Genomic DNA, 14,888 nt, shown 5'->3' on the forward strand with positions numbered 1-14,888 from the left:
GTGCGTAGTCTGCGCGTCCTCCTCCCCTCTCCTTCAGGGGAGGGGCCGGGGGTGGGGCTCTCCCCCAGACGCCGTGCCAGAAGGCACGCCCCCACCCCAACCCCTCCCCTGAAGGGGAGGGGCTTGGTCAGCCACAAGCCATGAACCTGCTCAAGGCCACCGGCACGATCGGCGGGCTGACCCTGCTCAGCCGGGTGCTGGGACTGGTCCGTGACAGCCTGTTCGCCCGCTATGTCGGCGCCGGCTTCGCGTCCGACGCCTTCCTGGTGGCCTTCCGCCTGCCCAACATGTTCCGCGCGCTGTTCGCGGAAGGGGCCTTCGCCTCGGCCTTCATCCCGCTGTTCAACCAGAAGGTGGCCGATCCGGAAGGTCGGGGCCTGCCCGACGGGCTGACCTTCGCCGAACAGGCCCTGGCCGTGCTGCTGCCGGTGCTGCTGGCGATGACCGTGCTGCTCGAGGTGTTCGCCTGGCCGGTGACCCTGATCCTCTCGGGCCGGTTCAACGGGGTGAGCGAGGCGCAATTCGCCTTCGCGGTGGAGCTGTCGCGCTACACCATCCCCTACCTGATGCTGATCAGCATCGTGTCGCTGTTCGGCGGCATCCTCAATTCGCTGCACAAGTTCTGGGTCAACGCCGCCGCGCCGATCCTGCTCAACCTGACGCTGATCGTCGCGCTGCTGGCCTTCCACTCCAGCGATCCGCTCGAGACCGCGCGCATCCAGGCGATCGCCGTGTCGGTTTCCGGCCTGCTGCAACTGATTTGGCTGGCCTGGTCCTGCCGCCGCAACGGGGTGAGCCTGACCCTGCGCCGTCCGCGTTTCACGCCCGAGGTCAAGCGCCTGATGGCCCTGATCTGGCCCGCCGCCGCCGGTGCAGGCGCGGTGCAGATCAACCTGCTGATCTCGACCGCGCTGGCCGCCTCGCTGCTGGCCCATGGTTCGGTGACCTATATCTACATGGCCGACCGGCTGAACCAGCTTCCGCTGGGCCTGATCGGCATCGGGCTGGGCACGGTGCTGCTGCCCACGATCTCGCGCCAGCTTGGCGGGGGCGAGGAGGCCGCCGCGCTGGACACGCAGAACCGGGGGATGGAGCTGGCGCTGTTCCTCACCCTGCCCGCCACGGTCGCGCTGGTGGTCTGCGGCGAGCCGATCGCCGCCGCGCTGTTCGGCTATGGCAAGTTCACCCCGCAGGACGCGCACTTCACCGCCCAGGCCCTCGCGGCCTTCTCGGTGGGCCTGCCCAGTTATGTGCTGGTCAAGGTGCTGACCCCGGGCTTCTACGCCCGCCAGGACACGAAGACCCCGGTCCGCTATGCCACGATCTCGATGCTGGTGAACCTCGTTGGCAACCTGGCGCTGATCCTGCCCCTGCAGCATATGGGACCGCCGCTGGCGACCGCGCTCGCCTCGACCGTGAACGTCGCCCTGCTGTATCGCATGCTGGTGAAACGCGGGCACTTCGCCGCCGATGCCCGCCTGCGCCGCCGGGCGCCCCGCCTCGCCCTCGCCGCCCTGGCCATGGGCGTCGTGCTCTGGGCGACCCAGGGGCTGCTGACGCCCTATATCCACAGCACCTGGCTGGTCCGCTTCGGGGCCCTGGCGGTGCTGGTCTCGGCCGGGATGCTGGTCTATGGCCTCGCCACGGTGGTCTCGGGAGCCTTCTCCCGCGACGACCTTTCGCTTCTCCTGCGGCGCCGCCGTCCTTCCACCTGAGAGTTCCCATGCGCATCGTCTCCGGCATCCAGCCCACCGGCAACCTTCATCTCGGCAATTACCTGGGGGCGATCCGGAACTGGGTGCGGATGCAGGACGAGTTCACCGCGCAGGGGCATGAGTGCCTGTACTTCCTGGCCGATCTCCACGCGATCTCGATGCCGCACACCCCGGCGGATCTCGCCGCCAACACGCGCGAGATGGTCGCCGCGCTGGTCGCCTGCGGGATCGATCCGGACAAGTCGATCCTGTTCAACCAGGCCCAGGTGCCCCAGCATGCCGAACTGCAGTGGCTGCTCAACGGCACCGCGCGGATGGGCTGGCTCAACCGCATGACGCAGTGGAAAGACAAGGCCGGCAAGAACCGCGAGGGCGCCAGCGTGGCCCTGTTCACCTATCCGGTGCTGCAGGCCGCCGACGTCCTGCTCTACCAGGCCACCCACGTGCCGGTGGGCGAGGACCAGAAGCAGCACCTGGAGCTGGCCCGCGACATCGCCCAGAAGTTCAACAACGATTTCGCCACGGAGGCGGCACCGGTCTTCACCCTGCCCGATCCGATCATCCCGCCCGAAGCGGCGCGGATCATGAGCCTGCGCGATGGGTCGGGGAAGATGAGCAAGTCCGATCCCTCGGACATGAGCCGCATCAACCTGACCGACGATGCCGACACGATCATGACCAAGATCAAGAAGGCCAAGACCGATCCCGAGCCGCTGCCGAGCGAAAAGGCCGGACTGGAAGGCCGGCCCGAGGCGGCCAACCTGGTGGGCATCTATGCCGCCATGGCCGGCACCTCGATCGAGGCGGTGCTGGGCGAGTTCGGCGGATCGGGCTTCGGCCGGTTCAAGCCGGCGCTGGGCGAGCTGCTGGTCGACCGGCTCGCCCCGATCAACGCCCGCTTCGTGGACCTGCGCCAGGACCGCGCCGCGCTCGACACGATCCTGGCCAAGGGCGCGTCCCGGGCGCGGGCCCTGGCCGTGCCGACGCTGGAGCGGGCCTATGCGGCGCTGGGCCTGGTCCGCGGCTGACATCGGGGAGCTCGGCCGCAAACCCATTCACTCCCAGACCCCGTTCGGGCCGAGCGGGACGAAGGTTGGGTCAACGTGCTGCTGACCGGTTTGCTGTCACCATCGCCCGCCGACCGCTTCGGCCCCACCCCGCGCGAGCGGGCGATCTCGGCCGCGCTCTCGCTGCTGGTCTGCCTGCTGCTCGGCTGGGCGCTGGTGCGGATGGGCGCATTCTCCGCCAGCGAGCCGGGCAACGGATCGCGGCTGGTCGCGATCGACGTCAGCGACGCGCAGCAGGAAACCCCTCGCCAGCGACAGAAGTCCGCCCCGCACCAGGTGACAGCCCCCTCCGCGACCTCGCCGGTGATCGCCCCGCCCGTTCCCCAGCCCACCGAATCGCCGCTGCCCGCGCTGAACCTGATCCCGCTGACCCGCGACCAGATGGCCGCTGCCGACATCGGCCGCATGGCCCGGCGCGGCCCGGCGGCGGGACCGCCGGCCCCGATGGGTGGCAGCGACGAGGCGGCAGGCGGTGGTGACGGTCCTGGCGGGGCGCGGCTCTATCCCGCCGAATGGGTGCGCGAGCCGACCCGCGCCGAAATGGTCACCTACATCCCGCGCGGGGCCAACACACCGGGTAGCTGGGCGATGATCGCCTGCCGCACGATCGACCATTTCCACGTCGAGGACTGCCGCGAGATGGCCGAGTACCCACCCGGGTCGGGCCTGGCCCGCGGCGTGCGGCAGGCCGCCTGGCAGTTCCTGGTGCGCCCCCCGCGCTCCAGCGGCAAGCCGCTGATCGGCACCTGGGTGCGAATCCGCTTCGAGTTCACCCGGGCGCCCGAGCGGGACAGGGATGCGGACGCCGATCCAGGCAACGGGGAATAGGCGGGGCGCGAGCGCGATCCTCCGCCGACGAATGGCCATGTGGAGTGGGAAGTTGCCATAGCACCCCCATCGTCGTCCCGGGCTCGACCCGGGACCGCTGGCCCGCTTCGACGCCCACTTCGGCGATAGGCCGGTTCGATCCGGGCACCGGTCCCGGGTCGAGCCCGGGACGACGGGAATCAGGCGAAACCGCCCCTCCGCGCCGGCCCCCGACCCCGCGCCGGTCCCCGCCCCGAGTGGCCGTTCGGGCGCAATGCATTCAACCGCTGTTCAGCGCGCGCGCGTTAGGGCAAACAGCGCAGGCGCTTCGTGGTTCCGGGTGGGGCTGCCCCGGTGGCGCATGCCAGTACTGAGTATCCAGGCCAGTTCGGAGTACCAAGGGATGTCTCGCAAGTTCATCGAGTTTACCGCGCTTCGCCGCAGCCTTCGGCTTGCCGCGATCCCGCTGGTGGTTGCCAGCCTCACCGCCTGCACCCCCAGCCTCACCGCCAATGTCAATCGCTTCCAAGCCCAACTGCCCGCCCCCGCCGGTCAGACCTTCGCCGTGGTCGCCGACGATCCTGCGCTGGCCGGGGGTCTGGAGTTTGCCCAGTACGCCCGCCTGGTCGAGGCGCAATTGACCCGCCTGGGCTACACGCCCGCCAGTCCGGAAACCGCAACCTTGCTGGTCCGCTTCGACTATGGGGTCGACAAGGGCCGCGAGCGGATCCGGACCACCGGAGTCGGCTTCCGTGATCCCTTCTGGGGTGGATGGGGCGGCTGGGGCGGCTGGGGTGGCTGGGGTGGCTGGGGTGGCTGGGGCCATCCGCGCTTCGGCCCCTGGGGCGGCTGGGGCTTCGGCTGGAACGACCCGTGGCTGGGCGGCGGCGTGGACAGCTACACCATCTACACCAGCGGCATCGAGATGAAGATCGAACGCCGCGCCGACAATGCGCGCCTGTTCGAAGGCCGCGCCGAAGCGGTGTCGACCTCCAATCGCCTGGGTTATCTGGTGCCCAACCTGGTCCAGGCAATGTTCACCAACTTCCCCGGCCAGTCGGGGGAAACCGTTCGCATCACGGTCGCTCCGGAAAAGAAGCGGTCGTGACGGATGCTCTCGTCCTCTCCCCATGACGGGGAGAGGATCGGGAGAGCGCTGCCCCGCCTCGGGGCCGCAGACCGGACTTCGGCGCGTCTCAGTTGCCCAGCGCGACGACGCCGCCGGTCGATCCGAACCCGCCTTCGCCGCGCGCGGTGGCATCCAGCTCGTCGACTTCCACCCAGGCGCCGCGCGTGACCGGGGCCAGCACCAGTTGGGCCACCCGGTCACCCCGACGGATCGCGAAGTCTTCGGCGCCGTGGTTGATGAGGATCACCTTGAGCTCGCCGCGATAGTCCGAATCGATCGTGCCCGGGGTGTTCGGCACGGTGATGCCGTGTTTCAGCGCCAAGCCCGAGCGGGGCCGGACCTGGATCTCGAACCCGGGCGGAATCGCCAGCGCCAGCCCGGTGGCCACCGCGTGCCGGGCGCCCGGCGCGATGGTGACATCCTCGGCGGAGACCACGTCCATGCCCGCCGCGCCAGCCGTGGCATAGGCGGGGAGTGCCAGCCCCTCGCCATGCGGCAGGCGCTTGAGCAGAACCGGAACGGCTGCGGCGGATGGGTGATCAGCGGAGGGCAAGTGCGATCCTTTCGACGATGGCATCGGCCACCTGGTCCTTGGGCAGGGTCGGCAGATGCTCGACCCCATCGGCCGTGACGATGTGCACGGTGTTCTCCGCCCCGCCCATCACGCTGCCGCCATCCGCACCGAACGAGACGTCGTTGGCGACGATCCAGTCGGCGCCCTTGCGACGGCGCTTGTCGGTGGCATAGCGCAGGACATCGTCGGTTTCGGCGGCGAACCCGATCAGCAGCCCCGGCCGCAGCGCCGGATCGGCGCCGATCCCGGCCAGGATATCGGGGTTCTCGGTGAGGACCAGGACCGGCGGTGCCGAACCGCGTTTCTTGAGCTTGGTCTCGACGAAATCCTTGGGCCGCCAGTCCGCCACCGCAGCGACCATCACCGCCACATCGGCCGGCAGGGCGGCGCGCACGGCATCGTTCATCTCGCGCGCCGATTCGACGTCGATCCGCTCGACCCCGGGCGGGGTGGGCAGATGGACCGGGCCGCTGACCAGCGTCACCCGCGCGCCCTGCCGCGCCGCCGCCGCCGCGATGGCGAAGCCCTGCATGCCCGACGAGCGGTTGGCGATATAGCGGACCGGATCGATCGGCTCGTGCGTGGGCCCGGCGGTGACGAGCACGTGGCGCCCGGCCAGAGGTCCGTCGAGCGGGGGATCGAAGGCGCCGAGAGCGGGCTCCTCCGGCAGGCCCCCGAGGGGATCGCCCAGGCCCAGCGCCGCAGGATCGGTCGGCGGGGCACCGCGCGCGCCGCCCTTGCGCACCAGCAGGCCGTCCCCGGCGGCGGCGGCGATCGCCGCAGGGTCCGCGCGCTTGACCAGTCCGGCCGAGAGCCCGCCAAGCCCGCCCTGGTCGGCATCGGTCCCGGCCTCGGTCCCGGCTTCGGCCTCGGCGTCCTCGGTCAGGGCGGCGTTACCATACATGGGGGTCGACGGCGCGGGGGGCAGCCAGCCCGCCCCATCCTGCATCGGCAGGGCATCGGGACCGGTGAACCAACTGGCCATCAGGGCCCAGATCACCTCGGGCTCGGGCAGGCGCCCGGGGCCGTACTCCCCACAGGCCATGGCCCCGCTGTCGGGATCCATCACGAAGACCCCGGCCTCGCGCAGGATCGCGGCGTTGCGCTGGGTCGCCTCGTGCTGCCACATCCGCACGTTCATCGCCGGAACCGCCATCACCGGCTTGTCGGTGGCCAGGAGCAGCGTGGTCGCCAGGTCGTCGGCGATGCCGTGCGCCATCTTGGCCAGCATGTTCGCGGTGGCCGGGCAGACCACCACCAGATCGGCCTGGCGGGAGAGCTGGATGTGTCCCATCTCGACCTCGTTCTTGAGGTCCCACAGGGTGGTGTGGACGGGATTCTCGGAGAGCGCGGCCAGCGCCATCGGGGTGACGAACTTCGCCCCGCCATCGGTCAGGACGCAGGTGACCGAGCCGCCACCGCGACGAATCAGGCGCACCAGCTCGCACGACTTGTAGGCGGCGATGCCACCGCCGACGATCAGGAGGATGCGTGGACCGGCCATGGCCGCCTCACTGCCCTGCAACGTTTCCCGAGACAATCGGATTTGTGGAGGAATCAAGCGGGAACGCCGCGCGCCACAGTCCGCCCAGGCCCGTCGGGACAAAGGCCAGGCCCATCGGCAGGGCCGCGCCGACCATCATCCCCCAGTAGAAGTTGTCGCCCCGCCCCGCGATCATGAACAGCACCGCATAGCCCGCGAACAGCAGGCTGCCGAACAGCCCGGCGGCGCTGCGCCAGGCGGACCAGCCGAACAGGGCCAGGACCACGATCGGCCCCGCCACGGCATGGGGCAGCCAGCGCAGGTTGCCTGACAGCACGATCATCGACAGCCAACCGCTCAGCCCGCGCACCGTGATCCACGAGGCCGATGGCGGATCGGTCGGCCGCAGCAGGCCCGCAACGGTATGCAGGTGCCAGGCCAGCGCGGCGCAGAACAGCGCGGCGAGCAACGCCCAGGCCGCAGCCTCGCGCCAGCGCCGGTGCCAGGCGGCGAAGGCGGCCATCAGCAGGACAAAGGGCAAGGCATGCTCGCGGATCGCCAGCGCCGCCGCCGCCGCGCACCAGGCGGCGAACCAGCGGCCGGTCCGGCCTGGTTGCTGCCCCGGCCTGTGCAGCGCGAAGGACAGGGCCAGCAATTGCCCGGCCCACAGCTCGTGCAGCACGAAGAAGTAGCGGATCGTGCCGATCGAGGCGCCGAAGAACAGGGCGGCCATGGCCAAGGTGCGCAGGGGCAGGCCGTCGGGCTCCTCGGCCAGACGCCGCCACCAGGCCAGCAGCACCGCACCCAGCAGCGCGACCGACAGCGGGATCAGGGCCCCATGGGGCAGAATCGCCTCGGCATGGGCCAGGGTCGGCAGGCGCACCGCGAAGCCGGGTCGCAGCGGATAGTTGTGGCGACGATGCTCCTCGGCGATGACCGCGTAATAGCTTTCGCCGTGACGAAGCCGGGCGATGACGTGATCGTACAGCACCAGATCGGCATCGCGCTCGCGCGGGGCGGCGGCGCTGGTACCGCCGGCCGGCGCGACATCGCCCTCGCCCGCGCGGATCGGCACCAGCGCGGCCGCGACCAGCAATGCCAGCAGGGCGGCCAGCAGCGCCCGGGCGGCGCCCGCCGGCCAGCCCGCATAGCGTCCGGTCAGGCTGGGGTCAGGCACGAATCGCCAACCGCCCGGGCACGCCCAGCCCGGCCGCCCGCCACAGCGAGGGCAGCGAGATCGGCAGGAAGGCCGCGCCCATCAGCAGCATCGGGCTGACCAGCAGGCCCCAGTAGAAGTTGTTGTCACGCCCGGCGATCATGAACATCACGGCGTACCCGGCGCTCAGCAGGAACCCGAGCGTACCGAGCGGCGTGCGCCAGCCGGCCCAGCCCAGCAGGGCGGCGACCAGGATCGGACCCGACAGCCACACCGGCAGCAGGTAGAGCAGCGTCGAATTGTTGATCTTGTAGAGCCAGCCCGAAACGCCCTTCAGCACCAGCCATGACGGCGAGACCGGATCGCCGGGCTGAACCTGCGCGGCGGCGAAATGGAGGTGGAGCGCCAACGCCCCGGCAAAGAGGACCACCAGCAGCAGCCAGGCTCCGGCCTCGGCCATACGGCGCCGCCACAGCGCGATGGTGCCCATCAGCAGGACATAGGGCAGGACCAGCTCGCGCACGGCGAGGCCGGCGGCGGCGGCGAGCCAGGACCAGCCCCAGCGGCCCTCGCGCGGGCGGTGCAGCGCGACCGACAGCACGATCAGCTTGGCCGCCCAGATCTCGTGCAGCACGTCGAACCGGACATTGAGCCCGCTGGCCAGGCCGACCAGCGCCAGGCTGACCGCCATCGGCATGCGCTCGGCTCCGCCCGCCTCGCCGTTCACCCGCCGCCAGAGCGCGATCAGCATCGCGGCCAGCAGCACCATGCCCAGCCCGATCATCGCCTGGTCCCCCAGGGTCGCGGCCAGCACCGCCATGGTGGGCAGGCGCACGGTGAAGCCCGGGATCACCGGATAGTTGTTGCTGCGCTGCTCGCTGACGGCGGCGTGGTAATAGTTCTCGCCCGCCCGGACCCGCGCGATGATCCGGCGATAGAGCCGCAGGTCGTTGTCATCCTCCTGCCGCACCACGGTGTGGCCGGCCGCGTCGCGCACCGTGACCTTGGGCACAGGCGGGGGCGGCGGGGCATAGCCCGGGGCCACGGCGGCCAGGGCAGCAAGCAGCAGGAACAGGGCGAGCACCGCGCGGGCAGCAGACTGGGGCCAGCGGGCAAACCGATCGTGTCGCGGCGCGCCTAGCCCACCCAACCCTGTGCGATCATCCACCACGTCAGCAGTCCCCCGCATCCTCCGGCAAGGAGGTATCCGGGCCAGCTAGCGCCTTTGTGGTTACCAGCCCGTTGACGACGCGCCCAGACCAGCTCGATCTCGGGCAGCGGCGGCGGCTCGGGGGCGCCGCCCTTGGCCGGGTAGCGATCTTCGATGCGGCGCACCAGGTCGGGCAGGCCCAGCAGGGTGCGAACGCCCTCACGCAGCTTGTCGGCGATCGCGGCCTCGGGGCCCAGCTCGTCGCGGATCCACCCGCGCACGAAGGGCGCCGCCACGTCCCACATGTTGATCTCGGGATCGAGCGCGGTGGCCAGCCCTTCGACCATGACCATGGTCTTCTGCAGCAGCAGCAGGTGGGGCTGGGTCTGCATGTCGAAATCGCGGGTGATCGCGAAGAGCCCGTCCAGCATCTGCCCGACCGACAGCTCGCTGACCGGCTTCCCGCGCATCGGCTCGCCCACGGCGCGCAGGGCGGTGGCGAATTCGTCGACCGAATGGAAGCTGGGGACGTACTGCGCCTCGAAATGGATCTCGGCCACCCGACGGTAATTGCCCGTGGTCAGGCCATAGAGGATCTCGGCCAGCCAGACCCGCGCCTGCCGGTCGATCCGGCCCATGATGCCGAAGTCGATCGCCACGATCGTCCCGTCCGGGCGCACGAACAGGTTGCCCTGGTGCATGTCGGCATGGAAGAATCCGGCATCGATCGCCTGGTTGAGGAAAGCCAGGACCAGCCGCCGCGCCATGGCCTTCAGATCATGCCCGCTGGCGCGCAGCGCGGCGATGTCGCTCATCTTGATGCCGTCGACCCACTCGATGGTCATCACCCGACCATTGGTCCGGTCCCAGTCGATCGCGGGCACGTGATAGCCGGCGAAGCTGTGCATCGCCTCGGCCAGTTCCGAGGCGCTCGCCGCTTCGCGCCGCAGGTCCAGCTCGCGCGCGGTCCAGCGCTTGAGGTTGGCGATCACCAGTCGCGGCCGCAGCCGCGTGGCCTCGCCGCCAAACGCCTCGAGGTGGGCCGCGGCCCATTCGTAGGTCTGGATGTCGCGGCCGAATTTCTCGCGGATGCCGGGTCGCAGCACCTTGACCGCCACGGTCCGGCCATCGGTGGTCACCGCCTTGTGGACCTGCGCGATCGAGGCCGCCCCGACCGGGTCAGGCTCGATCGAGGCGAACAGCGTTTCGAGCGGGGCCTGGAAGCTCGCCTCGATCTCGGCGCGGATCGCCGCGAAGGACACCGGAGGCAGGCTGTCCTGCAAGGTCAGGAGATTGCGCACGGCCTCCTCGCCGACCAGGTCGGGCCGGGTGGCGAGGGTCTGGCCCAGCTTGATCGCCGCCGGACCGATCGCCTGGAAGGCCCGGGCATAGTCGGGTTCGCGGGGCTGGAGCGTGCCGAAGCGGGCGAGCCTGCACAGCCGGCGCACCGGCGCGGGCGTGCTGGCGCCCTCCTCGATGATCCGCAGCGCGCCGTGCCGGGCCAGCGTGCGCCCCCAACGAAGCAAACGCAGGATATGGGTGGTGGCAGTGGTCATGCGCGAACAGGGCACGCACTATCGTCGTCCCGGGCCTGACCCGGGACCGCTGGCCTCATCGATGCGACGCCGGTCCGATCCGGCCAGCGGTCCCGGGACGAGCCCGGGACGACGCCCGTCAGGCTGCCAGCCCTCACACCTTCCACCCCGAATGGATCGCCACGGCGCCGCCCAGGATCGGTTCGACCTTGGTCCGCACGAAGCCGGCATCGCGGATCATGCGCTCGAACTCGGACATGCGGGGAAAGCGGCGGATCGATTCGATCAGGTAGCGGTAGGAATCGGCATCCCCGGCGATCGCCTGGCCGATGCGGGGCACCAGCTGGTGCGAATAGACGTCGTAGATTTCCTTGAACCCGGGCCATTCGGTGGTCGAGAATTCCAGGCAGAAGAACCGACCGCCATGCTTGAGCACGCGGTGCGCCTCGGCCAGGGCCAGGTCGATGCGGGTGACGTTGCGGATGCCGAAGGCGATCGTATAGGCATCGAAGAAGCGATCCCCGAAGGTCAGCGCCTCGGCGTTCTGGCGCGACCAGACCAGCCCGTCGATCCCGCGCTGCATCGCGCGGTCGATCCCCACGTCGAGCATGTCCTGGTTGATGTCCGACACTGTCACGCTCGCGCCATGGGCGGCCAGACGGAACGCGATGTCGCCGGTGCCGCCCGCCATGTCGAGGATCTGCTCGCCCGCGCGCGGCTTGACCCGGCGCACGAACCGATCCTTCCACAGCCGGTGCATGCCGACGCTCATCGCGTCGTTCATGATGTCGTACTTGCGCGCAACGCTGGAAAAGACCTCGCCGACCCGGCGGGTTTTTTCCTCGGGCGTGACCTCCTCGTAGCCGAAGGAGACCGGGTCGCTACCTGCCGCTGGCTGTGCCTGTTCGCTCATTCCCGTGCCCTTAGGACGGTTTGCGTTGAGCGGAAAGGCTGATAGCGCTCCGACATGCCCGAATTGCCCGAAGTCGAGACGACGGTCCGGGGCCTCGCCCGGTTTCTGGACGGCGAGATCCTGGCCCGCGTCACCCTGAACCGCGCGGACCTGCGCCGCCCCTTCCCCCCCGGCCTGGTCCAGGCCCTGACCGGCGCCCGGGTCACCGGGCTCGGCCGCCGGGCCAAGTACGGGCTGATCCAGACCGACCGGGACCGGACCATGGTGTTCCACCTGGGCATGTCGGGCCGCTGGCGGATCGAACCCGAGGCTCTGGGCAAGCACGATCATCTGGTGATCGAGACCGGATCGGGCCACCGCCTGTCGCTGTGCGATCCACGCCGGTTCGGCTCGGTCGATCTGGTCGACACGGCCGGGCTCGCAGCCTGGCCGCCCTTTGCCGCAATGGGGCCTGAGCCGCTCTCGCCAGGGCTGACCGCGGGGCATCTGGCGACAGCCCTGGCGGGGCGCAGCGCGGCGATCAAGCTGATGCTGCTCGACCAGCGGATCGTGGCCGGACTGGGCAACATCTATGTCTGCGAGGCGCTCTATCGCGCCCGGATCCATCCGGAGAAGCCGGCGGGCCAGGTCTCCCGCGCGGCACTGACCAGGCTGGTCCCGGCGATCCGCGCGGTGCTGGACGAGGCGATCGCCGCCGGCGGCAGCACGCTGCGCGACTATGCCCAGCCCGATGGCCAGCTGGGCTACTTCGCCAAGGCCTTCGACGTCTATGACCGCGAGGCTCAGGACTGCCGGAGCTGCGGACGGCCCATCGGCCGGATCGTCCAGGGCGGCCGCAGCACCTGGTTCTGCCAGCGCTGCCAGCGCTAGGGCCGCAATCCTGCGCCAATGCGGAGGCCAGGCCCCTGCAAACAGCCGTTGACGATTCGGCGGGGCAAGGCTAAGGGCCGCGCTTCCTGCGGGACGGCTTCGGCCGGGTCCCCCGCTTTTGCACGCAATTCAGGACAAGGCCGCCAAGGCCGAACGAAGGACAGACATGGCCAATACGCCGCAAGCCCGCAAGCGCATCCGCCGGAACGAACGGCGCGCCGAAATCAACGGTGCCCGTCTGAGCCGCATCCGCACCTTCGTGAAGAAGGTCGAATCGGCGATCGCCGGGGGCGACAAGTCGGCAGCGGCAGAGGCCCTGAAGGCCGCTCAGCCGGAACTGGCTCGCGGCGTGGCCCGCGGCGTGCTTCACAAGAACACCGCTTCGCGCAAGCTGTCGCGCCTGACCAAGGCTGTCGCCGGCCTCTGATCGAGCCGGATGATTCGGCTTCGCCCTGGGACGAGTACCTAGGCGCCGAGCACGAAAACGGAACAGGGCCGGGGGCTTTGCCTCCGGCCTTTTTCGTTGCCCGGCGCCGGGGCTGGTGCTGGCCGCCCAAGTCCCGGATCGGGAATCGCATCGAAACCAACGGCTTAGCACGATTCGGTTGAATTCATTTCGGAAAATGCATGTTTTTCAGTTGTTTGAACGACAACCGCCGGAATGCGTAGGGTCCGTCGAAGTCAATAACCATTATTTCATTTTTTTTGCAGCGAGGCGCTTGCCCTCCTCCGAAACCCGACCATAAATCGGACCTGCGCCGGGTTCGCCCGTCGTATCACGGACCAGATTCGCACCCGCTGCCCGGAGGCCCTCGCTTTCCGGCACAGGGTTTGTCTGCGCCGCGATTTCGGGGACCCGCCTGCCAGGGGCGAGGCGATGTTTGGGGACGGGTTGATGTCGGCAAGAGGGGGGACTGATCGGGTGAACGGCAAGTCTGTGACGCGAGCGGAAGCATTGTCCCCATGCCGGGCAGCGCGAGTGCTGGAGGGCCGGCATGTCGCATAAGGGCAAGGTCAACGAAGTACGCATGATGGAAGATCAGGAAGCCCTCGACCTCGCCGCAGACTGGGCGGACATCAGCCAGGGTCTGCGCAAGGACCTGGGCCAGCAGTTGCACAGCCAGTGGATCAAGCCGATCCAGTTGGGCAGCTTCTGCAAGGACACCGGGACGCTCGACCTGTTCCTGCCGACCGAGTTCTCGGCGAACTGGGTGGCTGACCGCTTTGCCGACCGCCTGAGCCTGGCGTGGAAGATCGCCCGGTCGGAAGTGCGCCATGTCCGCATCTCGGTTCACCCGACCCGCCGTCAGGCCCCTGACCTGCGCCTGGCCGGTGCCAGCCGCCGTCCGGCCAATGACGGCGCGCCGAACGCGCCCATCCCGCAGCCGCCGGCCCTCACCCTGGGCGGGACCGAGCTGGGGGGCGGCGAATTCAGCGTGCTGGGCCAGCCCTCGATCGGGCTCGATCCTTCGCTGACCTTCGCCAGCTTCGTCACCGGATCGGCCAACGTGCTGGCGTGCAATGCCGCCCAGCGCATCGCCGCGGCCGAAAAGCCGCAGTTCTCGCCGCTCTACCTCAAGGCGGCGACCGGCCAGGGCAAGACCCACCTGCTCCACGCGATCGGCCATGCCTTCCTGCAGAACCATCCGCGTGGACGGATCTTCTACTGCTCGGCCGAACGCTTCATGGTCGAATTCGTCCAGGCGCTGCGCCAGAACCAGATGATCGAGTTCAAGGCGCGGCTGCGCGGCTTCGATCTGCTGATGGTGGACGACATCCAGTTCATCATCGGCAAGGCCAGCGCGCAGGAAGAGCTGCTTTACACAATCGATGCGCTACTGGGCGAAGGCAAGCGGCTGGTCTTCGCCGCCGACCGCGCGCCCCAGGCGCTGGACGGCGTGGAGCAGCGGCTGCTGTCGCGCCTGTCGATGGGCCTGGTCGCGGATATCCAGCCCGCCGACATCGAGCTGCGCCGCAAGATCCTGGAACACCGCCTGGCCCGCTTCGCGCCGACCGCGGTGCCCGATGACGTGATCGAGTTCCTGGCCCGCACCATCAACCGCAACGTGCGCGAACTGGTGGGCGGCCTGAACAAGCTGATCGCCTATGCCCAGCTCACCGGGCAGAGCGTCAGCCTGCAACTGGCCGAGGAACAGTTGACCGACATCCTCTCGGCCAACCGCCGCCGGATCACCATCGACGAGATCCAGCGCACGGTGTGCCAGTTCTACCGGGTCGACCGGACCGAAATGGCCTCCAAGCGCCGGGCCCGCGCCGTGGTGCGGCCGCGCCAGGTGGCGATGTATCTGGCCAAGGTGCTGACTCCGCGGTCCTACCCGGAGATCGGCCGCAAGTTCGGCGGCCGCGACCATTCCACCGTGATCCATGCGGTGCGGCTGATCGAGGACCTGCGCACCCGAGATGCCGACATGGACGGCGACGTGCGCACGCTGCTCCGCCAGCTCGAGGACTAAGGACGCCCCTGCGTC

Annotated in this window: 13 protein-coding genes; 7 read left to right on the forward strand and 6 right to left on the reverse strand. The window is 69.6% G+C overall.

Annotation, left to right across the window (positions count from 1 at the left end):
* Positions 1 to 140: 140 nt before the first annotated feature.
* From murJ to H7F49_RS07130, 4 genes are all read left to right on the forward strand, one after another.
* Positions 141 to 1,715, forward strand: a complete 1,575-nt coding sequence (murJ, locus tag H7F49_RS07115) for a murein biosynthesis integral membrane protein MurJ (protein ID WP_185682881.1) — start codon at positions 141 to 143, stop codon at positions 1,713 to 1,715.
* 8 nt (positions 1,716 to 1,723) lie between these two features.
* The gene (trpS, locus tag H7F49_RS07120) at positions 1,724 to 2,743 is read left to right on the forward strand and encodes a tryptophan--tRNA ligase (protein WP_185682882.1); all 1,020 of its coding nucleotides are present in this window, start codon (positions 1,724 to 1,726) and stop codon (positions 2,741 to 2,743) included.
* A 75-nt stretch (positions 2,744 to 2,818) separates the two neighbouring features.
* Positions 2,819 to 3,610 carry a hypothetical protein gene (locus H7F49_RS07125; protein ID WP_185682883.1) on the forward strand — a complete coding sequence of 264 codons (792 nt, stop codon included), beginning with the start codon at positions 2,819 to 2,821 and terminating at the stop codon, positions 3,608 to 3,610.
* Positions 3,611 to 3,992: 382 nt separating this feature from the next.
* Entirely contained in the window at positions 3,993 to 4,697 is a 705-nt protein-coding gene (locus H7F49_RS07130; protein ID WP_185682884.1) for a DUF4136 domain-containing protein, read from the forward strand.
* A gap of 88 nt (positions 4,698 to 4,785) precedes the next feature.
* On the opposite strand, the gene dut is transcribed toward H7F49_RS07130, so the two are convergent.
* The 6 genes from dut to H7F49_RS07160 form a co-directional block, all read right to left on the reverse strand.
* Entirely contained in the window at positions 4,786 to 5,271 is a 486-nt protein-coding gene (gene dut, locus H7F49_RS07135) for a dUTP diphosphatase (protein ID WP_235981982.1), read from the reverse strand.
* Positions 5,258 to 6,796 (reverse strand): bifunctional phosphopantothenoylcysteine decarboxylase/phosphopantothenate synthase, encoded by a 1,539-nt coding sequence (locus H7F49_RS07140; RefSeq protein ID WP_185682886.1) that lies wholly within the window; start codon positions 6,794 to 6,796, stop codon positions 5,258 to 5,260. Before H7F49_RS07140 ends, dut begins: the two co-directional genes overlap by 14 nt.
* A gap of 7 nt (positions 6,797 to 6,803) precedes the next feature.
* Positions 6,804 to 7,952, reverse strand: coding sequence for a hypothetical protein (locus H7F49_RS07145; protein ID WP_185682887.1), 1,149 nt, complete (start codon positions 7,950 to 7,952; stop codon positions 6,804 to 6,806).
* The gene (locus H7F49_RS07150; protein WP_185682888.1) at positions 7,945 to 9,015 is read right to left on the reverse strand and encodes a glycosyltransferase family protein; all 1,071 of its coding nucleotides are present in this window, start codon (positions 9,013 to 9,015) and stop codon (positions 7,945 to 7,947) included. Before H7F49_RS07150 ends, H7F49_RS07145 begins: the two co-directional genes overlap by 8 nt.
* Positions 9,016 to 9,068: 53 nt before the next feature.
* On the reverse strand, positions 9,069 to 10,637 hold the full coding sequence (gene ubiB, locus H7F49_RS07155) for a 2-polyprenylphenol 6-hydroxylase (RefSeq protein ID WP_185682889.1): 1,569 nt from the start codon (positions 10,635 to 10,637) through the stop codon (positions 9,069 to 9,071).
* Between the two features lie 133 nt (positions 10,638 to 10,770).
* The gene (locus H7F49_RS07160; protein ID WP_185682890.1) at positions 10,771 to 11,529 is read right to left on the reverse strand and encodes a class I SAM-dependent methyltransferase; all 759 of its coding nucleotides are present in this window, start codon (positions 11,527 to 11,529) and stop codon (positions 10,771 to 10,773) included.
* A 54-nt stretch (positions 11,530 to 11,583) separates the two neighbouring features.
* Here H7F49_RS07160 and mutM point away from each other — a divergent pair, with 54 nt between their 5' ends.
* The 3 genes from mutM (at position 11,584) to dnaA (ending at position 14,873) form a co-directional block, all read left to right on the forward strand.
* Positions 11,584 to 12,399 carry a bifunctional DNA-formamidopyrimidine glycosylase/DNA-(apurinic or apyrimidinic site) lyase gene (gene mutM, locus H7F49_RS07165; protein ID WP_185682891.1) on the forward strand — a complete coding sequence of 272 codons (816 nt, stop codon included), beginning with the start codon at positions 11,584 to 11,586 and terminating at the stop codon, positions 12,397 to 12,399.
* A gap of 166 nt (positions 12,400 to 12,565) precedes the next feature.
* Positions 12,566 to 12,826, forward strand: coding sequence for a 30S ribosomal protein S20 (rpsT, locus tag H7F49_RS07170; RefSeq protein WP_185682892.1), 261 nt, complete (start codon positions 12,566 to 12,568; stop codon positions 12,824 to 12,826).
* Positions 12,827 to 13,427: 601 nt separating this feature from the next.
* Positions 13,428 to 14,873 (forward strand): chromosomal replication initiator protein DnaA, encoded by a 1,446-nt coding sequence (gene dnaA, locus H7F49_RS07175; RefSeq protein WP_185682969.1) that lies wholly within the window; start codon positions 13,428 to 13,430, stop codon positions 14,871 to 14,873.
* Positions 14,874 to 14,888: the final 15 nt, after the last annotated feature.

It is taken from the genome of Novosphingobium aerophilum, assembly GCF_014230305.1.
GTDB lineage: Bacteria > Pseudomonadota > Alphaproteobacteria > Sphingomonadales > Sphingomonadaceae > Novosphingobium > Novosphingobium aerophilum.